General features: G+C 61.1%; 23 protein-coding genes and 1 tRNA gene. 13 read left to right on the top strand and 11 right to left on the bottom strand.

The features are described 5' to 3' along the window. Window positions 1-98: 98 nt before the first annotated feature. The 7 genes from fliN to SO156_RS10965 all read right to left on the bottom strand — a co-directional run bounded on the left by fliN (window position 99) and on the right by SO156_RS10965 (window position 6,815). The gene (gene fliN / locus SO156_RS10995) at window positions 99-449 is read right to left on the bottom strand and encodes a flagellar motor switch protein FliN (RefSeq protein WP_458150470.1); all 351 of its coding nucleotides are present in this window, start codon (window positions 447-449) and stop codon (window positions 99-101) included. 3 nt (window positions 450-452) lie between these two features. Beyond that, window positions 453-1,073 (bottom strand): FliH/SctL family protein, encoded by a 621-nt coding sequence (locus SO156_RS10990; protein WP_458150469.1) that lies wholly within the window; start codon window positions 1,071-1,073, stop codon window positions 453-455. Continuing rightward, a complete protein-coding gene (gene fliG, locus SO156_RS10985) occupies window positions 1,073-2,167 on the bottom strand; it encodes a flagellar motor switch protein FliG (RefSeq protein ID WP_458150468.1) in 1,095 nt (364 codons plus the stop codon). Before fliG ends, SO156_RS10990 begins: the two co-directional genes overlap by 1 nt. Before the next feature lie 14 nt (window positions 2,168-2,181). Beyond that, window positions 2,182-3,807 carry a flagellar basal-body MS-ring/collar protein FliF gene (gene fliF, locus SO156_RS10980; RefSeq protein ID WP_498534805.1) on the bottom strand — a complete coding sequence of 542 codons (1,626 nt, stop codon included), beginning with the start codon at window positions 3,805-3,807 and terminating at the stop codon, window positions 2,182-2,184. A 179-nt stretch (window positions 3,808-3,986) separates the two neighbouring features. Beyond that, window positions 3,987-4,262, bottom strand: a complete 276-nt coding sequence (gene sciP / locus SO156_RS10975) for a CtrA inhibitor SciP (protein WP_002714638.1) — start codon at window positions 4,260-4,262, stop codon at window positions 3,987-3,989. A gap of 228 nt (window positions 4,263-4,490) precedes the next feature. Further along, complete coding sequence (locus tag SO156_RS10970) at window positions 4,491-5,207, bottom strand: flagellar hook assembly protein FlgD (RefSeq protein WP_458150465.1); 717 nt, start codon at window positions 5,205-5,207, stop codon at window positions 4,491-4,493. Window positions 5,208-5,219: 12 nt separating this feature from the next. Then, window positions 5,220-6,815 (bottom strand): flagellar hook-length control protein FliK, encoded by a 1,596-nt coding sequence (locus SO156_RS10965; protein WP_498534804.1) that lies wholly within the window; start codon window positions 6,813-6,815, stop codon window positions 5,220-5,222. A 362-nt stretch (window positions 6,816-7,177) separates the two neighbouring features. Here SO156_RS10965 and mnmA point away from each other — a divergent pair, with 362 nt between their 5' ends. From mnmA to SO156_RS10945, 4 genes are all read left to right on the top strand, one after another. Then, a complete protein-coding gene (gene mnmA, locus SO156_RS10960) occupies window positions 7,178-8,359 on the top strand; it encodes a tRNA 2-thiouridine(34) synthase MnmA (protein ID WP_458150463.1) in 1,182 nt (393 codons plus the stop codon). Between the two features lie 22 nt (window positions 8,360-8,381). Next, on the top strand, window positions 8,382-9,020 hold the full coding sequence (locus SO156_RS10955) for a class I SAM-dependent methyltransferase (protein ID WP_458150462.1): 639 nt from the start codon (window positions 8,382-8,384) through the stop codon (window positions 9,018-9,020). 46 nt (window positions 9,021-9,066) lie between these two features. Further along, complete coding sequence (locus tag SO156_RS10950) at window positions 9,067-9,432, top strand: hypothetical protein (protein WP_458150461.1); 366 nt, start codon at window positions 9,067-9,069, stop codon at window positions 9,430-9,432. A 186-nt stretch (window positions 9,433-9,618) separates the two neighbouring features. Beyond that, window positions 9,619-9,695 (top strand) — tRNA-Met (locus tag SO156_RS10945). 212 nt (window positions 9,696-9,907) lie between these two features. Here the strand turns inward: SO156_RS10945 and SO156_RS10940 are convergent. Next, window positions 9,908-10,357: a MaoC family dehydratase gene (locus SO156_RS10940; protein ID WP_458150460.1), complete on the bottom strand. Its 450-nt coding sequence runs from the start codon at window positions 10,355-10,357 to the stop codon at window positions 9,908-9,910. Window positions 10,358-10,501: 144 nt separating this feature from the next. Next, window positions 10,502-11,344 (bottom strand): DUF1194 domain-containing protein, encoded by an 843-nt coding sequence (locus tag SO156_RS10935; RefSeq protein WP_498534875.1) that lies wholly within the window; start codon window positions 11,342-11,344, stop codon window positions 10,502-10,504. A 372-nt stretch (window positions 11,345-11,716) separates the two neighbouring features. Between SO156_RS10935 and SO156_RS10930 the strand changes: the two genes are divergently transcribed. Further along, window positions 11,717-12,163 carry a globin family protein gene (locus SO156_RS10930; protein WP_498534803.1) on the top strand — a complete coding sequence of 149 codons (447 nt, stop codon included), beginning with the start codon at window positions 11,717-11,719 and terminating at the stop codon, window positions 12,161-12,163. Here the strand turns inward: SO156_RS10930 and SO156_RS10925 are convergent. After that, complete coding sequence (locus SO156_RS10925) at window positions 12,102-12,587, bottom strand: class I SAM-dependent methyltransferase (RefSeq protein WP_498534802.1); 486 nt, start codon at window positions 12,585-12,587, stop codon at window positions 12,102-12,104. The genes SO156_RS10930 and SO156_RS10925 overlap by 62 nt on opposite strands. A 320-nt stretch (window positions 12,588-12,907) precedes the next feature. Here SO156_RS10925 and SO156_RS10920 point away from each other — a divergent pair, with 320 nt between their 5' ends. From SO156_RS10920 to SO156_RS10890, 7 genes are all read left to right on the top strand, one after another. Beyond that, window positions 12,908-14,566 (top strand): winged helix-turn-helix domain-containing tetratricopeptide repeat protein, encoded by a 1,659-nt coding sequence (locus tag SO156_RS10920; protein ID WP_498534801.1) that lies wholly within the window; start codon window positions 12,908-12,910, stop codon window positions 14,564-14,566. Window positions 14,567-15,099: 533 nt separating this feature from the next. Next, window positions 15,100-15,666 (top strand): OsmC family protein, encoded by a 567-nt coding sequence (locus SO156_RS10915; RefSeq protein WP_458150456.1) that lies wholly within the window; start codon window positions 15,100-15,102, stop codon window positions 15,664-15,666. A gap of 32 nt (window positions 15,667-15,698) precedes the next feature. Next, on the top strand, window positions 15,699-16,943 hold the full coding sequence (locus SO156_RS10910) for a flavin-containing monooxygenase (RefSeq protein WP_498534800.1): 1,245 nt from the start codon (window positions 15,699-15,701) through the stop codon (window positions 16,941-16,943). An 11-nt stretch (window positions 16,944-16,954) separates the two neighbouring features. Beyond that, the gene (locus SO156_RS10905; RefSeq protein WP_498534799.1) at window positions 16,955-18,124 is read left to right on the top strand and encodes an FAD-dependent oxidoreductase; all 1,170 of its coding nucleotides are present in this window, start codon (window positions 16,955-16,957) and stop codon (window positions 18,122-18,124) included. Window positions 18,125-18,135: 11 nt separating this feature from the next. Continuing rightward, window positions 18,136-18,615, top strand: coding sequence for a MaoC family dehydratase (locus tag SO156_RS10900; RefSeq protein WP_498534798.1), 480 nt, complete (start codon window positions 18,136-18,138; stop codon window positions 18,613-18,615). 85 nt (window positions 18,616-18,700) lie between these two features. Further along, on the top strand, window positions 18,701-19,573 hold the full coding sequence (locus tag SO156_RS10895; protein WP_498534797.1) for a DMT family transporter: 873 nt from the start codon (window positions 18,701-18,703) through the stop codon (window positions 19,571-19,573). 2,451 nt (window positions 19,574-22,024) lie between these two features. Beyond that, complete coding sequence (locus SO156_RS10890; protein WP_458150450.1) at window positions 22,025-22,198, top strand: hypothetical protein; 174 nt, start codon at window positions 22,025-22,027, stop codon at window positions 22,196-22,198. A gap of 488 nt (window positions 22,199-22,686) precedes the next feature. Here the strand turns inward: SO156_RS10890 and SO156_RS10885 are convergent, their stop codons facing one another. Continuing rightward, window positions 22,687-22,923, bottom strand: coding sequence for a hypothetical protein (locus tag SO156_RS10885; protein WP_498534796.1), 237 nt, complete (start codon window positions 22,921-22,923; stop codon window positions 22,687-22,689). A gap of 552 nt (window positions 22,924-23,475) precedes the next feature. Between SO156_RS10885 and SO156_RS10880 the strand changes: the two genes are divergently transcribed. Further along, window positions 23,476-23,649 (top strand): hypothetical protein, encoded by a 174-nt coding sequence (locus SO156_RS10880; RefSeq protein WP_458151639.1) that lies wholly within the window; start codon window positions 23,476-23,478, stop codon window positions 23,647-23,649. The last annotated feature ends 1 nt before the right edge of the window (window position 23,650 follow it).

Genomic DNA, 23,650 nt, shown 5'->3' with positions numbered 1-23,650 from the left:
GTCTGTTCGCGCTGGCGCGCCCTATTCCCTGCGTTGCGCTACAGCATGATCCGGAAAAAGTGCGCAGCGGTTTTCCGGGAAAGATCATGTTCAAACCATTAGCTGCGTTCGGTCTTGATGATTTCCGTCATGGTCACGCCGAGCTTGTCCTCGACCAGCACCACCTCGCCGCGGGCGACGAGGCGGTTGTTGACGTAGATGTCGATGGCCTCGCCGACGCGCCGGTCGAGTTCGAGCACGGTGCCGGGGCCGAGCTTCAACAGGTCGGCGACATCCATCTTCGAACGGCCGAGCACCGCCGAAACCTGCACCGGCACGTCGAACACGGCCTCGAGGTCGGCGGCAACGCGGGCGGCGTATTCGTCCTCGTTGTAGCCGACATCGGTGCCGGTCTGCGCCATCGGGCCGTTGAGATCAGGAAGCGGGACCTGCCCGTCGGTGTTGCTCATGGCCTAGTTCCCCTTGCGGGACGCGATATAGCGTCCGACGAGTTCGTCGATCTTGCCAAGAATGGCGCCGCGCTCGAGCACGACGCCGCCATCGGCCCATTCGATCCGGCAGTCGCCGGTCGCAATCTCCGGCTCGGCCAGGATCACCAGCCGGCCCTCGAAGCCGCTCTGCTTGGCGAGCCGCTCGATCCGCTCGCGCGCGCTCTCGTAGAGCGCGTCGTTGATGCGAACGACCAGGTGCGGCGTTGCGACCAGGTGTGAGAAGCAGTCCTTGACCAGCGCGACGATCTCGCCGAGCGGCTCGGCGGCGATCAGGTCGGCGCACAGCTTGCGCGCCACCGCGACCGCGACGTCGACCGCCTCGGTCTCCATCCTGGCCTCGATAGTGCCGATGCCCGAGGCGATGCCCCTGACCGAGATGTTGATCTCCTCCATGGCGAGCGCGACGCGGCGGTCGCTCTCGGCCTTGGCCTCGCGCTGTCCGGCGTCGAATCCTGCCTGGTAGGCGCGCGCCTCGGCGGCGGCGATCTTCTGCGCGATCTCGGCTGCGCTCGCAGCCTTCTCGCGCGTCCGGTCGGGCGCGGAGAAGTCGTTGTCGAACAGGAATTTCGCGGGTGCCGCCATCAGTACACCAACTCGTCGTCAGCGCGGTTCTTGGTCAGCATGATCTCCCCCTTGGCGGCGAGGTCCTTGGCGAGGTTGACCAGCAGCGCCTGCGCCTCGTCGACATCGCGCAGGCGGACCGGTCCCATCGCTGCCATGTCGTCCTGGAGCATCTTGGCGGCGCGTGAGGACATGTTACCGAAGAAGAAGTTGCGGACGTCCTCGTTGGCGCTCTTCAGCGCGACGGCGAGCTTGTCCTTGTCGACGTTGCGCATCAACGTCTGGGCGGAGCCGGAGTCCAGCTTGACGAGGTCGTCGAAGGTGAACATCAGGGCCTTGATGCGCTCGGCCGACTCCCGGTTCTCCTCTTCCAGCGAGGTGATGAAGCGGGTTTCGGTCTGGCGGTCGAAATTGTTGAAGATTTCCGCCATCACCTCGTGGGCATCGCGGCGGCGCGTCTGTGACAGGTTCGACATGAATTCGACGCGAAGCGTCTTCTCCACGCTCTCGATGACCTCCTTCTGCACCGCCTCCATCTTCAGCATGCGGTTGACGACATCGAGCGCCAGCTCTTCGGGCAGGATGCCGAGGACGCGTGCGGCGTGCTCCGGCTTGAGCTTGGACAACACCACCGCGATGGTCTGCGGGTATTCGTTCTTCAGGTAATTGGCGAGCACCTCTTCCTGCACGTTGGAGAGCTTCTCCCACATGTTGCGCCCCGCCGGGCCGCGGATCTCGTCCATGATGCCGTTGACGCGCTCGGGCGCCAGGTATTGCTGCAGCAGTCGCTCGGTGGCGTCGAAATTGCCCATCAGCGCGCCGGATGCCGACATGCGCGAGACGAATTCGAGCAGCATGTCCTCGACCGTGTCGACCTCGACCGTGCCGAGGGTGGACATCTCCAGCGAGAGCTGGCGCACCTCTTCGTCGTCGAGCAGCGACCAGATCTTGCCGCCATACTGCTCGCCCAGTGCCAGCATCAGGATTGCGGCGCGCTTCGGTCCCGCCAACGGCTCGGACTTGCCGTCCTTGGACCTGTTGCCGGCACGCTGGCCGAGCGTCGAGATGACGCTGGTGATGTCTTGCGAGTTGGCGTTTTGCAGGGAAGGGGCCATGTCAGTTCACTTCATCATTTCGCGGGTTCGCTCAGCCATTGGCGGATGATGGCGACGGTTTCATTGGGGTTGCGCTCGGCGAGCTCGCCGACGCGATGAACGGACTGGGCGTGGACCTGGCCCTGGATGGTGGCGACGTCGATCGCGCTCGCCGTGGCATTGCCGCTCGGGACCAGCGCGTGGCCGCCGCCCGAGGCGGAAGTGGATTCGTCGGTCAGCGCAGGGGCGCTCAGCGCGCTGGTCAAGGCTGCGACCTCGTCGGAGGCGAGGATCCGCTTCACCAGCGGCCGGATCACCATGAACATCACGACGAGGCCGAGCAGCATCATCACGCCGAGCTCGACGAAGTACATCACGTCGTCCTTGGTGAACTGCAGCATGCCGAGGAAGCCCGATGGCTCGGCGATCGGGGCGGTCGACGGCGCATCCGCAAAGCGCAGGTTGACGACCTCGACCTGGTCGCCGCGCTTCTGGTCGAAGCCGATCGCCGAGCGCACCAGCGTGGCGATGCGGTCGAGCTGCTCTTTGGTGCGGTCCTGATAGACCAGATCGCCCTTCTCGTTCTTGGAGTAGATGCCGTCGACCAGCACCGCGACCGAGATGCGGTTGACGCGGCCGGCCTCAGTCACCTCGGTCTTGGTGGTGCGGGAGATCTCGTAGTTATTGGTTTCTTCGGTCTTCTTGCTCTGATCACGGGCCGCGACCGCCGTGCCGCCCGATGAATTGCCAGGCAGCTCGTTGTTGACGGTGACCTGGCCGTTATTGTCGGCCGTGAGACTGCTCTCTTCCCGGGTCTGGCTTGAGCGCAACACGCGGCCTTCGGGATCGAACTTGTCGGAGGTCTGGGTGATCTTGTTGAAGTCGAAATCGGCGGAGAGCTGCACCCGGGCACGGCCCGAGCCGACCACCGAGGAGACGATGTCCTCGACCTGCTTGCGCATCCGCTTCTCGAACGTGGTGCGGCGCTCGTCGCCGAGCGCCTGGTCGGGGTCGGTCGCCGCACCATCGGCGAGCAGCTGACCGGATTCGTCGACGATCGAGACGCGCTGCGGCTTCAGCCCGTTGACGGCGGAGGCGACGAGATGGCGGATGGCGCGGATCTGCTGCGCTTCCAGCGAGCCACGGACCCGCACCACGATCGAGGCTGACGGCTCCGGCGCCTCGCGCGAGAACAGCGGGCGCTCCGGCAGGACGAGGTGGACGCGGGCGGCCTGGATGCGGTCGATGGCGCGGATGGTGCGGGCGAGCTCACCCTCCAGCGCGCGCAGATGATTGATGTTCTGGACGAAGCTGGTGGTGCCGAGCGCGTCCGACTTGTCGAACACCTCGTAGCCGACGCCGCCACCCTTGGGCAGGCCGCCTTCTGCAAGCTTCATGCGCAGCCGCGTGACCTTGTCCTTGGGCACCACGATGATGCTGCCTTCATTACGCAGCTCGAACTGGATGCCCTGGCGTTCCAGATCCTTGATAATGCTGGAGGAATCCTCGACGCTGAGATCGGTGAACAGCGTCGTCATCTGCGGCGTGGTCACGCGCATGATGACGAAGGCAAAGAAGCCGATGAGCGCGAAGGTGACCGCGATCATGGCCCCGAACCGGGCGGCGCCGATACCTTTCAGGAAGTCCAACAGACCTTGCAAGCAATCGCCCCGCCAGATTCGGCCTGCAACCGGCAAGCCGACTGGGCAATTATTGCCTAGGTGATGGTTTCGATATGGTTAACGAAGATTAAGAGATGGGACAAAAGTGGCGACATGAAAAAAATCGGCCTCGCAGAGCGAGGCCGATTTGCGTCAAACTTGGCGAATTTCCAGATCGCTTACTGGCGATACTGCTGGATGCGCGTGGTGCGCAGTCCGGCCAGACCATGCTGGTCAATGGAAAACTGCCAGGAGAGGAATTCGTCTACCGTCAGGGTGTAACGGCTGCAGGCTTCCTCGAGGGAAAGGAGGCCTCCTCGGACCGCGGCAACGACTTCGGCCTTGCGTCGGATGACCCAGCGTTTGGTCCCCGGTGCAGGCAGGTCCGCGATCGTCAAAGGGCTGCCGTCCGGCCCGATGACGTATTTCACCCTCGGGCGATGGGGTTCTGTCATGGCGTACTCACAAACTCTCAACCACTGAACTCACGCCGTAACCCTACGCCGGTCGGCTTAAAAATTGGCTAAGCCTAAGGCTTCAATACAATTCTCGTTGAAAATGGCTGGAACACGATCGGCCCGGCGGGCTGAAAACACGGTTTCAGCCGGCCGGGCGAGGGTCTTCGTAAATACTTTACTAACGAACGAAGCGCGCAAACACGGCGCGTCAGGCGAAGCGCCGCCTTAGTTGCTCGTGCTGGTCGCGACGATGCTCTTCACCTGGCTCAGCGTGTAGCTGTTGCCGTCGATCGAGAGCAGCGGCGGCGACTGGGTCAGGTCGACGGAATTCACCGTGCCCTGCACCTGCGCGGCGACGCCGACAGTGTTGCCCGAAGCGTCCTGGCCGGTCGCCGAGATCGTGTACTTGCCGTCCGGCCACTGCGTGCCGTCATTGCCTTGGCCGTTCCAGGTGAAGGGAATGTCGGCGCCGGCGCCGGCCGTATATTTGCCGGTGAACACGGTTTGGCCGCTGGAATTGGCGATCGAAATATCGACCGTGGCGCTGGACGGCACGTTGAGGTGCCAGGTCGCCGACGAGTTCGTCATGGTCGCTGTGGTGCCGTCGACCACGGCGGTCTTGCCGACGAAGTCCAGCGCCTGCGTTGCCTGCGTGGTCTGTTGCAGGGTGACGAGCTGGGACAGCGAATCGTTGGTCTTGAGCTGCTGTTCGACGCCGGCGAACTGCACCAGTTGCTGGGTGAACTGGTTGGTGTCGAGCGGATCGAGCGGGTTCTGGTTCTGCAGCTGCGTCGTCAGCAGCGTCAAAAAGGTCTGGAAGTTGCCGGCGAGCGTCGTTCCCGTGGTCGAGCTCAGGCTCGAGCTCGACGAGGAGGACGATGACGATGTCTGCGTCGTGCCAGAGACGACGGAAGGGGCGGTGGCGGCATTCGTGGTGGTCATGTCGAATACTCCTCACACTCTGATGTCGACGCCGCTGCTCGATCCGAGCATACGGCCATAGCCGCGTCCCACGGGCGCGGCTGTAACCGTGTCCTCGTCACTGATGATCAGCCGGCGGGCATTGCTGCCATTGTCGTTGTTGTTGCTCGAGTTCTGCCCGGAAGAGTTCTGGTCGCGCAGGCTGAATGACAGGCCATTGCTGCCGGTCTTGAGGCCGGCATCGTCGAGCGCGCGCTGCAATTGCGGTGCGTCCTGCCGCAGCATCGACAGCGTCTCCGGCTTCTCTACGGTGAGATGCGAGGTGACCTGGCCGTTGCGGTCGACGTTGATGCGCACGTCGATGCGGCCGAGTTCGACGGGATCGAGGCTGACATCGAACTGGGTCTTGCCGCTGCGCGCGGCCGCGGCGATGGTGACCGGCAGGCCGCTGATTGGCACCGCGGTCGCGGTGGCCGCAGTCGCGGTCAGGGTCGCCGTCGATGCGCCGGCGACCGAGGTCGTCGTGGTCTGCGGAGCCTGCACTGCGGCCGCGGCCTGGGCGCTGGTGTCCGTCGTGCTGGTCAGCGACTGAGTGCTGGCCGTGTGGTCGTGCGTCGATGTCGTGGCGGCTGCGGCCGCAGCGCTCTTGTCTGATACGTCGGCCTTGGCCTCGGTCGTGTTGCCCTCGACCTGCGGCTTACCGGCCTGCGGATGCGCGGCCGCGTTCGTGGCCGTCACCGCCTGGTTGGGCGTCGTGCCGGTCGTGCTCGTCTTGCTCGCGTCCTGCCCGAGATCGGAAACGTCGGTGTTCTGCTGCGTCGTGGCGGCCGCCTTGAATGAGGTCTTGGGCGTCGCCTGGGCGACGGCAGTCAGAGCGCCCTGGGTTTGCGGATCGGTTGGCGAAGCATCGGCCGTCGCGGTGGCGGTCGCGTCGGTCAGCGCGGCTTTTGCGGCGGTGCCGGCACCGGTGGTCGCGGCTGTCTTGCTGCCGGTTGCGTCGGTCTTGATGGCCGGCGCAGCGATCTGCGCCGCGGTCGAGGCGCTCGCGGCGATGCCGGCGGCTGCGATCGTCAGCGGCGAGTTTGAAGTGCTGGCCGCCTGGGTGGCGGCCGGGTTGGGATCGACCGGCACGACGGGGGCCACGACGACTGCGTTCGGATCGGCCGTTGCAGTCGGCGCGGTGGCTGCCTGCGTGGGATCGGCCTGAACGGCGGCGGAGAGACCGTCAGCGTCCTCGGTCTTGTCGCCCTTGCTGTCGTCGGATTTTTCGGTCGATTTCGTACCTGAGGCGTCCGACTTGCCTTTGGTCTTGTCGGTTGCCTTCGTGGGATCGGCCGGCGTGTCGGTCGTTGCAGATGTCGAACTGTCGGTCGTATTAGTCGATTTGCTGTCCGACGACGGATCGGTCGAGGAAGTGTCGCGCGTGCTCCTGTCGGAGGATGACGAGGATGCACTGTCGGTGCGGCGCGATGCGGGGTCCGAGGTCGGCGTGCTGCTGGCAGCCGTGGCGTTGCTGTCGACGAGCGCGCCGAACTGGTCGTTCGCCGTCGATCCCTGCGAGCGGGCAGGCTTTGGCGGTGCCGTCTGGACCGACACGCTTGCGGCAACATCTGACGTCACGTTGACCACGGACACGCCCCTTGAAATGAACTCGGGACAAGTGGTCTGCAAAGAGCGGGCCAGTCCGGCTCGTAGCCATTTTTACAATACAATCAAATACTTGTTTCGTGATGCGTGGCGCCGGGAAGGCCTCGGAAACCCATCCCATTTCTGCCTCCCGGCAAGAATTGCCCTAAGCGCCAGGCGAAAGCCTCCCCTGCGATTGCTTCAAGGGAATACGGCCTATATTAAAGGGTAGCTCTCAGCCGCTTTCGACCGGGCAAGCCGACTCGTGGAACTCTTTCCGTTCCCTGAGACCGCCCCTTTCCCGGCCGAACAACGCGGGGCCAGCGGAACACGTCCGCAGCAGGTCGCATTCAACAGCCGGAACCATGCGCAACAGTCTGGATCTCGAAGGCCGTCCGCAGGACACCAGGGTCGTCGTCGCCATGTCGGGCGGCGTGGACTCCTCGACGACGGCTGCGCTGCTAAAGGCCGAAGGCTACGACGTTGTTGGCATCACGCTCCAGCTCTACGATCACGGCGCGGCGACCCATCGCAAGGGCGCCTGCTGTGCAGGCCAGGACATCCACGACGCGCGCGACGTCGCCGCCAAGCTAGGCATTCCCCATTACGTGCTCGATTACGAGGATCGCTTTCGCGAGTCCGTCATCGACAATTTCGCCGATAGCTACGCGCTCGGCGAAACGCCGGTGCCGTGCATCGAATGCAACCGCTCCGTCAAGTTCCGCGATCTCCTGAAGACCGCGCGCGAGCTCGGTGCCGTGGCGCTTGCCACCGGTCACTATGTCGCCTCCCGCGGCCTCGCCGACGGTTCGCGCGCGCTTGTCTGCGCGGCAGATGGCGAGCGCGACCAGAGTTATTTCCTGTTCGCGACCACGCGCGAGCAGCTCGACTACTTACGCTTCCCGCTCGGCGACATGACCAAGACCGAGACGCGCGAGCTCGCCCGCCGCTTCGGTCTCAGCGTTGCCGACAAGCATGACAGCCAGGACATCTGCTTCGTACCGACCGGGCGCTACACTGACATCATCACGCGGTTGCGCCCCAATGCGATGGAGCCCGGCGACATCGTCGATCTCGATGGCCGCGTCATCGGCCAGCATCACGGCATCGCCAATTTCACTGTCGGCCAGCGCCGGGGCTTAGGCATTGCCTCCGGTTCGCCGCTCTACGTGGTGCGGCTCGAAGCTGTGACGCGCCGCGTCGTGGTCGGCCCGCGCGAGGCCTTGAAGATGCACCGCATCGTGCTGCGCGACGTCAACTGGATCGGCGACGGTGATATTGATCGTGCCATCGGAGGCGGCCTCGAAATGTTCGTGCGCGTGCGCTCGACCCGCGCGCCGCAGCCGGCTTGGCTGCGCGGTGGCAACGGCCACTACGAGGTCGAGCTGGTCGCAGGCGAAGAGGGCGTCTCGCCGGGACAGGCCTGCGTATTTTACGATGCGCCATCAGGACAGGCGCGCGTGCTCGGCGGCGGTTTTATCCAGAGCGCAGCCGCGAAGGTTGCAAGCGATGCGGCGCGGCCGCTCGCGGAAGCGGTCCGCGGCTAAAAATCTTTACGGGGCAGGGGGCATGGCAGCAGATATCTCGCGCGCCGGGGTCGAGAAGGCCTATGGCCGCTGGGCGCCGGTCTACGATCTCGTCTTCGGCAAGGTGTTCGACGCAGGGCGCCAGTCGACCATCGCGGAGGCCGACAAGATCGGCGGCCGGATCCTCGACGTCGGCGTCGGCACCGGCCTGTCGCTGTCGGATTATTCGCGCTCGACGAAAATCTGCGGCGTCGATATTTCCGAGCCGATGCTGCGCAAGGCGCAAGCACGAGTGCGCGCGGAAAAGCTCGGCAATGTCGAGGTGCTCAGCGTGATGGATGCGAAGAATCTCGCATTCCCCAATTCCTTCTTTGACGCGGTGGTCGCGCAATATGTCATCACCGCGGTGCCAGATCCCGAAGGCACGCTCGATGAGTTCGTGCGTGTGCTGAAACCCGGCGGCGAACTGATTCTCGTCAACCACATCGGCGCCGAGAGCGGACCGCGAAAACTGTTCGAGCTCGCCTTTGCGCCACTTGCCCGAAGGCTTGGCTGGCGCCCCGAGTTTCCTTGGGACCGCCTCGTCACCTGGCAGAAGCGCCATGGCGGCATCACGCTTGCCGAACGGCGCCCGATGCCGCCGATGGGCCATTTTTCGCTGATCCGCTACCGCAAATCGTGAACGCAGCTAACTGGAACACGCGCATGTCGCCGTGCGTTTGCATCACATGCGCACGACATCAAAATTCATTCTTGCAAGCCTCCTGATCGCCGCCTCAGGGAGCGCAATCGCGCAGGCTCCGCCCAGCCCGGCGACGCCGCCGCAGGCGACCGCCCCGCCGCCTCCGCAACGCGCCAGCGATTGCACGCCGACCCAGAGCGATCAGCCCCGCGGCACCGTGAAGCCCGACGGCCAGACCACCGGCCAGGCGCGGGAACCGCTCGGTGACAAGCTGGCGCAATCCGACGGCGTCCTCTGCCCGCCCACAGGCGTCGACCCCGAAATGCGTGCGCCTGCACCGGATGTCGGCAAGACGCCGATCATCCCGCCCCCCGGCAGCCCTGGCGGCGACCCCAATGTGAGGCCGAAATAGCTTTTTCACCTCTCCCGCGCGCGGGGTCGAAATCCGCGGCAGCGCGGATTTCGGGTGAGGGGCTCTCCGCGAGTCTGATGCGGGAAAGGGTGCCGCGAGGTGCCCACTTTGCTTGACAGCCCGCCGCCCCCTTCCTTATATGCCGCGCGTTCGCGAGACCGGCCGTTTCGGCCCCGCGAGCCCTGTGGCGGGGTAGCTCAGCTGGTTAGAGCACGGGAATCATAATCCTGGGGTCGGGGGTTCGAGTCCCTCCCCCGCTACCATCGATTGGGCAGCTCCCAATACTCAAAATTCTCCAGTGATTTCAATAAATCCGGCCGTATTTCGTCGCGGTGGCGTGACCTGTGTCCCCTACATCGGACACGGTCTTGAAGATGGCTCGTCACGCCTATGGTCGACGTCCGTGGATTGCGGAAGAATTCTACAAGGCCGGCAAGGAGCCCAAGGAAGCGGCGCCGGGCAGGCCAGTAACGACTCAAACATCTGGACGGCGCGGAACGATTGTCATCGGAGTGAACGAATAAACGGCCTGGCCATCCTGGTTGTACATCGTCCATTTCATGTTCACCGTGCCATGCGGCTTGCTCTTCGATGGCGTGAGGCTTTCGACCTCGCCTTCCAGACGTAGGACATCGCCAGGACGCACCGGGGCCAGCCAGCGCACCCCGCCTCCAATCCCGATGATCGGATGATCACCGAAAGGGCGAGTTTCGACCAGCAACCTCATCGCAATCGAGGCCGTATGCCATCCGGATGCCGCAAGGCCTTTGAAGAAGGTCCTGCCGGCGGCTTCTTCATCCAGATGCATCGGCTGCGGGTCAAATTCGGCCGCGAACCGTTTGATTTCCGGAGCGGTGATCTGGGCTTCACCCGACTTGAACTGCATTCCGACGGCAAGATCATCAAACCACGCGATCGTCGTCATGGGATTTGTCCTTCAACCAGTACCTTCACGCTTCAACAAGAGGCATTGCTAAGACGTCGTTCAGGACTCGTGAGCGCTGGCTGCGACCATTATAATTGTTGCCTGCAGTTTGTTCGTCCGGCGCCTCTGCGATCGCCTGGACACTCACCGCCGCCCGCGCTCCTGCGATTTTCTTTCGCCGATCAAACAGGGCACCCGGGGCTCTTTCGCGGTGGCTGGCACGATCCCGCTCTCCGGCGTGAGGCCCGCGACTTCGAGAACAAGCTTGATCCGGATTGCCTCCTGGAAGTTTTCGCGATCTTTGATCGTCATGATGAAGGCGCCCGGCCCTCCGATCACGCAGTCCTCGTAGTAGAGATCGAGATTCTCGATATCGATCGTCGAAAGGGATGGCTGCTTCACCATGATCGGCAGGCCGTTGATGATAATGCCTTTCTCCAGGGCAGCGTCACGCGCGTCGGTTACAGGGGCTCCATCGTTGTTCGGCCCATCGCCGGAAATATCGATGACGCGCCGCGACCCGCGAAACGGATTTTCTTCGAACAACTGCAGTGCGAAATTAATCGCTCCGGAAATCGAGGTACTCGAACCTCGGCGAACCGGCGTTTCCATGATCTCGGCGGCCACCGCAGCCGCCGATTCTGGGCCATCGATCACGCGCCAAGGGATGATGATCTTCTCGTCGCCCGACATCGACCACTCGAAATAGGTTACGGCCACCTTGCTGCCCGGAATGGCCCCCAGCGCCTGAAGAAACTCATTCGAAACGATGGCTCGCGCATAGCCCTCACGCTGAATGGCAAGTTCGTCCATATCCATCGAATAGGAGATGTCGACGGCGATAACGAGCTCGACATTGACCGATGGCACATTTTGCTTGGTATCGGCGAATCGAGGTTTCGGGCTCGGCCCGACAATGCCAGCCACGTCACCGCCGATTATCGCCCCCGCAAGAAACAACGCTCCGACCGAGACACAGCAGCGCATGGCGGCCCTCCCGTCGTTCAGGAGCATGGTGACACCCGAAACGCCCCGTGAAAAGCGGAAACATGCAATTGGCGTCCACGTCCGCAGCAATCGAGACGGCATACGTTTGGACTCGGCTATCTTCAATGTCGTGCGAATAGCGAGCCGCAGCTAGGAAGGACGGCCTGCATGCCTTGGCTGGCGCCGCGTGCCAAATCGACGCAAATGACGCCGGCTGAACTGCGACCCGCTGCTCCTCTGGGGGTCGTTCTCAATAAGCGAACGCACTGATCTCAACAAATCATTGTGTCGTTGTCGAACCTTGGCGTGTTAGCCCAGCACATACTTGCAGCGTTCCGACCAGATTGTTTGATCAGATAGGAAGGTGTCTTCATGTCTCCTGAAACCAAAGAACTTCTCAAGACGACCTGGACAAAGATCATTCCGATCAGCGATGTCGCAGCTGGCCTGTTCTATGAGAGACTGTTTACGCTCGATCCATCGCTGCAGCGATTGTTCAAGAATGCAGATATGAAAGAGCAGCGCCGAAAGCTGGTCCAAGCATTGAACGCCGTGATCAATAGTGTCGATGACTTGCCGTCCTTGATACCAACGCTAGAGATCCTCGGGCGGAACCATGTTCGGTATGGCGTAGAGGATCGGCATTACGAGACGGTTGGTTCAGCCTTGCTATGGACACTGGAACAAGGGTTGAAAGAGGCTTGGACACCCGCGGCGAAGTCCGCCTGGCTGGTGGCCTACAGCACTGTGTCCGGCGTTATGCGTAATGCGGCAGCCGCATCGCGAGAGAACGCGACCACGACCGCGCAGCCAATTTAAAATCTGGCACGGGGATTTTTGGAAGCCCTGCGCCAACCGCCTCGCGTGCAGGAACGTTAATCGTCACAAGGCGCTCGTGCACGAAATCGAAAGAGGACCTCTGCAAACCGGTGTTCATAGCGTCGGCTTGCACGACCTCCACATTCTGCAAGCCGCGTCGGGCGATTTCGGAGCGCGCCATCGCGACGAACCGCTGCTCGCGCTCCAGCCCAACGACTGATCCTTCCGCGCCCACCCGTTCGGATAAGAGATTCACAATGCCGATTGGGCCGCAGCCAACATCCAAGGCGCGCCAACCCGGTCGGATGTCCATCTGGTCGAGAAGCCAGCGCGATTGAGGCTCAAATTCTGCGGCCTGTGCGACCAGCCGCTCCTGCTCGGTTTGCGTCCCACCCAACACATAGGGATCGGATTGCTCCGGCATGACGTTACCCCCGTCCACGAATCAGGCGTCTTGGAGCGCGCGCTTTCTCAAACCCGATGATGCGCAGCTTTGAACCAAGCTGTAAATGCACTACGTTATTTGACGCCAATCACCTAGGTCTGGTTTTGGCTCTTAGCGGACGCCACCTTGGTAAGGCAGGGTTTCCCGCTTGGCTCGAGGGCGGCAACAACGTTGTTGCCGGCAAAGTCTTCTTCTGCGACGCTCGAATTGCTTGGTTTCCTCCAATGGGCTTTCCAGCAATCTGTTGCGCCAAAGAGCGATCCATTGGGATCGCGTCATCGCCAGAGCCGGAGGCAGTATTGAAGTACCAGTTCGCCGAGTTCGAGATCGACCTCAGCCAGCAGGAGTTGCGCAGGCGTGGCGAGTTCATTCATATCGAACCTCAGGTCTTCGACCTTATTGTTCATCTGGTGCGTAATCATGATCGGATTGTAAGTAAGGATGAGTTGATTGAAACCATTTGGCACGGTCGAATCATTTCCGAAGCAGCGCTCAGCAGCCGAGTTAACGCAGCCAGGCGGGCGCTTGGTGATAACGGCAACGACCAGTCGCTCATTCGTACACAACACAAGCGTGGCTTCCGTTTCGTCGGACACGTTCAAATAGTCTCAGCGTCGGAAGCGGATGGTGAAGACGCTCAGCGTCCTAGCGAGCGAAGCGTCGGTTCGGAAAGCAAATCCACCACTGTTTCCGTCGCGACCGAGGTGTCCAACCTCGACAATATCGTCTCGGAAACAGTCAGGGCCGAGGCTATTGCGCGCTTATCGATCGCCGTAATGCCGTTCGGGAACATGTCTGATGACCCCGACAACGATTACTTTAGCTACGGTCTAACGGAAGATATCATTCGTCTCCTCGCTCGGAACAGGTGGCTGTCGGTCATTTCGCGACACTCAACCATCGGCTTCCAAGGGCGGATGGTCGACGCGCGGGAGATAGGCGAACAGCTGAGCGTAAGGTATGTGCTCCTCGGCAGCGTACGAAAAAATCGCGACACGGTGAGGATAACGGCGGAGTTAGTCCGGGCAGCGGACGGGCAGCAAGTGTGGTCGGACAAGTATGATCTGCAGCTTGAGTACATTTTTGATATTCAAGACGAGATGGCGAGGCAGATTGCTGCAACGATCGAACCCGAGTTATCCAAGGTCGAGCAGCAGCTCGCTGCTCGCAAGCCTCCCGAAAGCCTCGACGCATGGGACTGCTACCAGCGTGGTCTATGGAATTTGTGGCGCTTTACCACTCCGGGATTTGATTCTGCTGAAACGTATTTCAAGCGTGCCATCGCGGAAGATCCATACTTTGCTCGCGGGCATGGCGCTCTCAGCTACGTAAATATACAACGTGCCTTTCTAGACGAACCAAAAGACCGCTTAGCGCGACTTGAAACCGCTTTGCGGCAGGCGCAAACGGCAGTAGCCCTCGACGACCTTGATTGCTTTTGCCAATGCGTCCTTGGTCGGGTCCTGTGCCTAACTCGTCACAATGACGAAGCACTGGCGGCTCTCGATCTTTCCTTGGAGCTAAACCCGAGTTTTGCCCAGGCCTATTTTGCACAAGGCTTTAATTTGCTGTGGCATGGCCGAGAGACCGATGCTGAGACCTTGCTCGACCGCGCGACTGTGCTCAGTCCACGGGACAGCCATCTTTGGAGTTTCCATCACGTTCGCGCTTGGACTCACTTTTCCCTAGGCGAGTACGATATAGCAGTCGAGTTCGCACGGCGGGCAACTCGGCTAAGCAATGCCACATATCAAGCGTTCGCCCCACTGGCCGCTTCACTAGGCATTCTCGGTGATAAGACACAAGCGGAAGCTGTTGCTGCTGAGCTGCTTCGGCGTAAGCCCGGCTACACTACTGAAACTGCTCGTCAGCAACTGTTTTATTGCAACGATCCGGACCTTATCGATCGCTTCATTCGCGGTCTAGGTAATGCGGGTATTTCGCAGCCCCGAGCTTAGGACGCACTCTCGCGTAGCCACGTCGAGTGTTGCTCTGTCCCGCCTGCATCACGAGCCTTGGCTTAAGTCCGATGACGTCCCTCAGCGGACCTAGCGCAGACTCCAGCCGATCTGGGCTTTGACCCGTAGCAGACGAGGAATCGCGGAGGTCGGCACTGACCCGAAGGTGACACCAATTGTCAGGGGCGTTGCAGACGGCGGGGTCCCAGGAAGGCGGCCCCTTTTGAAGGAGCCGCGGGGTTTCGAAGTCGAACTATCGATCGAAATCGCAAGCAGCGCAGCTGCTTGGAAGCGAGTTGTTCTCACCCCGTATCTTCACGCGATTGAGAGCGCTGCGTGATCGCCCCGCTGCTCCTTGCCTGCCTCAGCAAAAAATCCACGGCATCTAAAGAAATTCCGGATGCCGGCTTCAAGCATGCGTCGGCAAAGGCGCGTAAATCGATCTGATATTTGGCGAGCGCGAAGCCCGCAAGAGCCGAGTGAGAGGAAGATTTACGAATCTTACTTCGGGTTTGTCACCAGAGGAGAACAAGATGACGACGACGAGTGCAAGCGCGAAAATCAATAACGGCGTCAACGTCGAGGCGTTGTTGGGTGCCCGTGTGGCACTTGAGCAAGCGCCTGAGGCGGCTCAGTTCAAGTGGCGAGCGAGCTGCGAATGGGTGAATGGCACGCACAGCCGCTCTGCTATTGGCGGTTTCTTTGGGCTCGGAGCCGAGCAGTCCCGCGACAAGACGTTCACCGTCGAGGCAGATCACCCGCAGGTCTTTGCCGCCGAAGACAGTGCTCCGACTCCTGTCGAGCTTGTCCTTTCCGGGCTCGCGAGCTGTCTCACGGCGGGTGTTGCTGCGATTGCCCAGCGCCGCGGCATACAGCTCCATTCGGTCAGGGCGTCGCTCGAGGCCGACATGGATATTCAGGGAATCCTGGGCATCGACGACGAGGTGCGCAATGGCTTCGGCGCCATCCGCGTCCACTTTGATATTCGCGCCGATGCGAGCGAAGACGACATCAAGGCGTTGGTAGCTCAATCGCAGAAGCGGTCGGCCGTATTCGACATCGTAACCAATCCGACGAACGTCTTCGTGACCGTTAACTGAGGACGACGGTTGGAGAAAAAGGAGCGAGTGCTTTGGAATTCGCGACCGCCATCATTATCGGCGCCGGCCAATCCGGATTGGCCATGAGCTGGCATCTGAGCGCGCGTTCGATCGACCATGTGGTCCTTGAGCGCGGCGAAGTAGCCAACTCATGGCTGACGGAGCGGTGGAACTCGCTTCGCCTTCTGACGCCCAACTGGCAAACTCGACTGCCAGGATACGCCTACCGCGGTGATGATCCCGACGGATTCATGACGATGTCGGAGGTCGTCAGTTTCCTGCAGGGATACGCCAGGCTTTCGTGTGCTCCAATTGTGCCGGGAGCGCGCGTCACCCGGGTAAGGCAGCAGGAGGTAGGTTACGAGATCGAAACCAACCTCGGTCCATGGCGCTGCCGCAAGCTCGTGATCGCAACCGGCGCCTGCAACCTTGCCTCGATCCCGTCGCTCGCTGCGGGTTTGCCTGCCGCCGTGACCAGCCTCACCCCGCTGCAATACACCAATCCCGCTCTCCTGCCCAATGGCGGCGTGATGATCGTCGGTGCCTCAGCAAGCGGCATTCAGCTCGCCCGGGAGATCCGAGCGGCCGGCCGCAGAGTCGTACTTTGCGTCGGAGAGCACGTCCGGCTGCCGCGGACCTATCGCGGACGGGATATCCAGTGGTGGATGGACGCCATCGGCGCCATGGATGTTCGGTACGACACCATGGTGGAAGATATCGAAAGGGCGCGGCGACTGCCGTCGCTTCAGCTCATCGGAACGCCTGAACGCGTCACGGTCGATCTCAATAGCCTGCGCAAGGCGGGCGTCGAGCTCGTGGGTCGCCTTGTCGGACTTTGTGACGGCAAGGCGCAGTTTTCGGGATCGCTCGCCAATCATTGCGCGCTGGCCGATCTGAAAATGAACCGTCTTCTCACCAGCATCGATGATTGGGTGAACACGAGCGGACCGGCGCAGCTGTTTGCCCCGCCTCATCGTTTTGAGCCGACGGATGTCGGGTCGGAAACCAGTCTCTGCCTGGACTTAATCCGTTCCGGTATCGGTACGGTGATCTGGGCGACGGGCTATCGCCCCGACTACTCCTGGCTGGACGTCCCCGTGCTCGACCGCAAGGGACGCATCCGTCACGACGGCGGGATTGTTTCTGCACCGGGAATGTACGTCATGGGCCTGCCATTCATGCGCCGGCGCAAATCGTCTTTCATCGACGGAGCGGGCGCCGATGCTGCGGATCTCGCCGCCCATCTGAGCCGGAACCTCAATCGCGCTGCTGCCTGAGAGCAATTGTCATGAACGGTCTCCACGGTCTCGACTCACATTATGACGCAGTAGTTATCGGCGCACGCTGCGCGGGCGCGGCCACCGGCCTCCTGCTGGCCCGGTCGGGTGCCAAGGTCCTGATGGTCGATCGGCAGCCCTATGGCGCCGATACGATGTCGACGCACGCCCTGATGCGGTCCGCGGTTATGCAGCTCGAGCGATGGGGATTGATTCCGAAGTTTGCAGCGGCGGGAACGCCTGCGATTCGATCGACCACGTTTCACTATGGCGACGAGATCGTTCGAGTGGATATCAAGCCGGATCACGGCGTCGATTTTCTGTTGGCGCCGCGACGCACCGTGCTCGATCCGTTGCTCGCCGATGCGGCCCGCGAAGCCGGCGCGGCGGTTCGCCATGGCACCGCTCTTTCCGAGTTGCAATTTGCATCGAACGGCCGGGTTATTGGCGCCTCACTGAGAGATGGCAGCGGTGCGTGCATGACCGTCCGCTCGGATATCGTCATCGGTGCGGACGGCCGCCAGTCGACCGTTGCGCAGCTCGTCAATTCAGAAACACTGGTCGAAGGCTTCAATGCCTGTGGCATCGTTTTTGGCTACTTTGCAGACCTGAACAGCGACGGCGTGCATTGGCATTTCGCAAGGAATGCCGCGGCAGGAGTGATTCCAACGAACGCTGCTCACTGCGTCTTCGCGGCGGTTCCGGCTTCTCAATTTGTCGCGACGTTTCGCGGCGATGTGATGCGCGGTTTCCTCCAGGTGCTGGCAGCGAGCTTTCCCGAGCTGCGCGCCGACGTCGGCAGAGCCACGCTGGTTGGCCGCCTGCGGAGCTTTGCGGGCGCAACGAGCTACCTTCGACAATGTCATGGTGCAGGGTGGGCCCTGGTCGGCGATGCCGGCTATTTTAAGGACCCCCTGACCGCGCACGGAATCACGGACGCCCTGCGCGATGCGCAATTGCTGTCGCGAGGGATCATGGACGGCGGCATCCGTGGCCTTGAGAGCTACCAGCGTGAGCGCGACGAACTGTCCTTGCCGCTTATTCGCGCCACCGATGCGATTGCCTCGTTCTCGTGGGACTTCGACGAAGTCAAGCAGCTTCATGCCGATCTGAGCGCGGCAATGAAAGCGGAAGCTAATCACATCGCGAACTTGTCTCAACAACCGTCCCTCGCAGCATAGGAGCACGAGAAATGTCGACCGAGTCACCCTGGACCCGAACGCTGGCCGGCCGACCCGTGCCAGGTCGCCGTGCTGAAAGGAGCCGCACGACCACGATGCGCGATGTCGAAATGTTCACCGAGATGACGGGTGACAAGAACCCTATCCATTACGACGTGGAACTGGCGACTGCGTCACCCTTTGGCGGGCTTATCGTACAGGGCGGGGTCACGACCGGTCTCATGAACGCCGTCGTTGCCGAAGATCTCCCGGGGCCGGGCACGGTATTTCTCGAAACAAACTGGCGTTTCGTCAAGGCCGTACGGGTCGGAGAGACGATTACCGCAAGCATCAAAGTCGAGCACGTCCGGGACGACAAGCCGATCTGCAAATTGGAGACCGTCGTCCGCAACGCACGCGGAGAAGATTGCGTGGTCGGAACCGCGATAACCTACACGATGCCGTTGTCCCGGAGCGTGGCTCGCCCGGCGAAGCGTGCCGTAGCCGGGTGACGGGTCGGTCGTGCGGGACTCAATGCAACGATTGCAATGACACGGGCGCCGATCAGTCCTGCGGTCTCGCTTAGGTGAATGACGAATGCAGCGGCCTCGCATCACAATCGGGACAATTGCCTTGACCGGTTTGGCGATGGCCGCGTTTGCGGCAAATTCCGTGCTTTGCAGGTTAGCCCTATCTCAGGCCGCGATCGATCCTGCCACCTTCACCCTTGTCCGGCTTGCGTCAGGCGCGTGCGTACTGTGCCTCATCTTGTCGCTTCGCAGGAAGCCTGAACGGCCCGCAGGATCGTGGCCAGCATCTGTTGCGCTATTCGCTTATGCGGCCGCGTTCTCCTTTGCATATGTCTCCCTACCAGCCGGTACGGGATCGCTCCTTTTGTTTGGCGCGGTTCAGACTACAATGGTCGGCTATGGGCTCGTTCGCGGTGAACGTCTATCCCCCTTGCAGTCGTTCGGACTGACAATTGCGGTCGCCGGACTGGCGGCACTCGTAGCTCCCGGTGCATCGGCACCGTCTGTAACGGGCGCCTGCCTCATGCTGACTGCCGGCGTTGCGTGGGGCGCTTACTCCTTGCTCGGCCGTGGCGTTGCAGATCCCATTAGCGCGACGGGTGCCAATTTCCTGCGTTCCCTTCCAATCGCCATCTGTCTTTTCCTGTGCGCCCTTTCGTTTGGCACGCACATCACCGTCATCGGGCTCGGCTGTGCAATCCTATCCGGCGCAGTTGCGTCCGGGCTTGGCTATACGGTCTGGTACGCGGTGCTCCCGGCGCTTACGCCCGCGCAAGGCGCCTCGGTGCAGCTGAGCGTTCCAGTCATTGCGGCATTGGCAGGCGCCTTGGTGCTAGGAGAAGCAATCTCCCTTCGCCTCTCCATATCTTCGCTTGCGATACTCGGCGGAATTGCGCTGGTCTTCGGCACTCAAGAACGCGCGGCATCCCGTAGCAGATAAAATACGCGCAAGTCTGCTCAATCTCCGATCTAAAGGCGCTTGGAACCGATATCCCGCCCCGCCGCTCGCCCAGCTGACCAAAAAACCGAATGAGACTTCAGCATTCGGCCCGCAGCCGACATAACACCTTGATCCCAGACGACACCTCGATCCCAGACGTTTGCCTCAGGGGCAGACCGCACATGGAGCAGGGAAAGCCAAGACTTCCGTTCCTTGCCCATCCCGGTACTTGGCGGAGGTCCGCTTTGGCGCCGCTTATCGGTCCTAAGCAGACTATCAAACCTGATCGAGACGGCCTCTCGCACCACGAGCGCCGCGGGAGCCAACCCGGTCTCGGGTTAGACCCACGCTGGGAGCGGATCCAACACACGACTAGGTGAAAAGTAACGATCCCTCGGAGCTGTAACGCAGTCAACGACACGCAGATGCGTCGCCTCGACCGTCTTGCTCCTTGGCAGCGGCCTCCAGTTCGGCAAGCGAGGTGATCCCTAAATCCTTGTAGAGAAGCCCCCGCCGATGCGCTCGACGGGGGCTGTGCAGGTGGATGGCGCGAGGCTCTGGCTGGAGGGCTGGAGGTGTCGCATCAAGGACCCGCAGCAACAGATTACGGGATGACAGAACGGCCTGAATGTTAATTAGGTCACTTGACAGCGCGTGCGACAAATTGCCCATATCGGTTCCTTGGTCATCGCCCGCTTGCGGCGAGCTCGCCTCCGTCCCAGTCGAGGGCGCCGCCGTGCGGCAGCACGGCAATGTACTCGCCGGCATCACGCAATGTCGTAGGCACGTGCTCGCAGTTATCGACGATGCATGCACGCCTGCACGTACTCCTTAAGGGCGGGATCACCCTTACCCCCACTGAGACCCATTCCTCGGCCCTCCTCTTTGCACCGTTCTACCTTCGCACCGACCTGCGGATGGTTTGCTTCGGCGCACTGACGGCGGAAAGGACCGGGGGGATATTGCATGCAGTTTTGCGCTTGGGCGCTGGTACTGCCTAGAATCACTGAGACGGCAATCAGCTTTCGGATCATGTCTGTACAAATATTCTGCGTCATGTCGTTCGTCCCCGCACTCTGATCTCAATAATGCCGCAGATGATCTCGCAACCGCAAAGCGAGCGCATCGTGCGCTAGCGACGTTGGTATTTGTGGCGTGGCTCGCCGATTTCGCGAAGGCTTGGTGTCTCGCCGCCGATGGCAGCGGCTATCAGCCGAAGGGCCTCATAAGCCTCCTGTGAGTCCTGACCAGAGACGCTCAACTGAGAGCCGGCGGGGCGCGACCTAAACGCAGACTCCTCCTCATCGGCTAGATCATTCATTTCCTGAACGATCGCATCTAGCCGGTCAGCCAGGCTCTGAATTTCGTGTCGGCGCTGCTTATCCATTTGTCCTGCCAGGATATCGAGCCGGGGCCCGGTGTCTCGGCAATCAATTTCTAACGCACTACTCCAGTCTCAGAGAATGGACTATTTTGGCCTAATCAAACCGGCTGAGGACGTTGAAGGACGGGCTCGATCAACGAAGCGATGCACGAGCCGTAGCGCCCCGCGATGGGGAGGAATCGTTTAGCGTCGAGGCCGCCTTTTTGACTCCGGTGCATCGAGGTCAGGTGGCTCGGATACCTCGTCCCTCCACGAGGTGGGGTCTCCCGGGAGACTGGCAGGTTCGCTTTCGACTTGCTTGTTTCGGCTAAAGCCAAGACCTATCAGCCCGGCCATCACCAGTACGGTGCCGGCGATCATAAGCCAGTGCGGCAATTCCAACGGGGGCATTGCGGTCTCCCTCTGAGAGGAGCGCGTAGCCTGCCTGAAACGCGAGCGGACTACCCCAAACTGTGTGAATTATGCGCCCTTAGCCGACGGGCGGACAATACCCCGATCGGGTATGCATTTCTTAGCACAGATCAGCGCCCGCATCGCAGCAAACGGAGTGGGGCCTTCGAGCCTTTGACCCGCGTCCTTCCGAAGCGACATTTTGCGACCGGCCTTCCCCTCTGGGGATCGGCGTGCGTCCGCCCGGACTAGCGGACACCCCTTCTCAAATGCAAACAGCTCAAGGCTCGGATTGCCATTGTTCTTCGTGCTGTTCGTCGTACTGCTCTGAGCGGGCCGCGTGCACGGCCGCGTGTCTCTGCGCCGTATGTCGGTAAATGACAGCAGCGCTTTGTTGTCCACAGTGTCAATCGCGATACACAATAGTGGCCCGATTCATCGTAGGCTTTTTCCGCGTCTTCATGGGCGCGTTTCCTCCCTAGCCTTAAGCCCGTCGCGAATGGCGGGCTTCCTTAAATGTGCGGTGACATAGGACTGAGCTTGTCAATCGCAATGAAGTACCTCCTATCGGGCTACCAGCCAGGAGGGTTCCATGCATTGTTGCTGGCTCAACAGAGGGACTGCGCGGAACTCCGCTCCCATTGGCGTCGTTGGTACGCTGCGAAGGAGGGACTACTATGCTGGATGCTGCCGCTCTGCGCGAAGATCTCGCCGCAATGGAAAAGCAAATCCGATTTAATCCCAACGACAATGATCTAATCAACAAATACCTGACATATGCCCGCAAGGTGCGTGAGATCGAACACTACGAAAACGGCTATGTGACTGCACGGAGGAAGCATCAAAACTAGATCCCCGGTGCGCGAGGAAATTTTTAAAAGCGCAGCAGAATTTGCTGAAAGCCTCACTGTTACAGAATTTCGTTTCTCAATTGCAGGCAGAGTGGACTGCAAAGAATAGGCCCAGCTTCGGGGCTTCTATCCAGACCAACTGATCGGCGTGTACTTCAGCTCCCGCCGATCCATTTCGGAACGGATTGCTTCGGCATATGCGCGCAGGTTGCCACCCACGGAGCGGGATCGTCCACCGCCCGCCCGGTCTGCCGACACTTGCCGCCGGACACTTTCCCAAAGCGACAGCAAACTTTCGTCTTTCGAGCTTGAAAAGTTCATCCGCTCAGCATCCCCTGCTTGGCAGGCATGGTATCCGCTCCTCAATGACCGGCACTGTTCGGTTGCGGACATTGCCGTGCAGACTACAAGTCTTCGTTGCACTTCGGACACAGAGGTGTCGATCACGATGGACGTGGTTCTTCACCCTAAATTTGCATGATCCGTAGTCACCTCAAGCCCTCGATGAGTGCCCTCCAGCCGACTGCATCGTCACTCATTAGCAGCGAAACGCTGAGCATCGCCAAGTGGTGTGGCAATTCGCAATCGCGACGGGCGTTCATATCGGCAACAAACAACGCAGCTGCTTTTTTAAAATCGCCTTGGTCGAGATAGTCAAAGGCTCGTTGTTTGCAGCGCTCGACATATCTGCCGCGCGGCATGTCGGTAATCAGGGAACGTTCCATTTTCGCCGGTGATTCCCAAGTACAGTACAAATAACGACAATAGGATTGAGCAATCGGCATTGGCCCGTCTGTTCGAAAGGCGACAAACTGATGTCTTTTTGATCGTAGTGTGGGAATTGGGATACAGGCACACAGCGCGACTGGCCTGATGCCTCACCCTATGTCTATCTTAGTCGGCAAGGTTGATCGATATTAGTGAAATTCCCTTGGTTGTATTTGCTCTACTCTTCTAGTTGGCCGTGGAAACAGATCAGTCCCAAGCAGGCCGCCTTCGAACAGGTTGACGAAGGCGCCTTCAGGATTTGCCGGATCGATCGCGTTTTCACCTAGTCGTGAATAGGGTCCATTGCCTGCGCGGGTCTACATCAAGATTGGGTTGATCGTGATGGTCTCTCGCACCACGAGCGCCGCGGGAGCAGAGCCGATAGTGCCAGTGCCCGACGGGGCCAGCGCCGACAGTGCCAAGGGTCCTCGCGGCCAGAGAAAGCGAGCATCAACCTCCGCGCCCCACGCGACGCAAGCGCTTGCGCTCGCGAGTGGGCGCGGTCTGTGTTGAGGTTAAAGCTTGTGCCGGCATACTACACCGCCGCGATCAGCATCGTGGCGATGGCCATGCTCCCAGAGACCCGCAATTTCGACGTCACGAAGCAGCGCGCCTATTCCCACCGCGCGCGGATCAGGCGAGTGGTCGCGACCCAAGTCGCGCGCGTACTTGAGCGGCTGTGAT

This window comes from Bradyrhizobium sp. UFLA05-125 (genome assembly GCF_059803515.1).
This window is presented reverse-complemented; position numbering and strand designations above follow the sequence as displayed.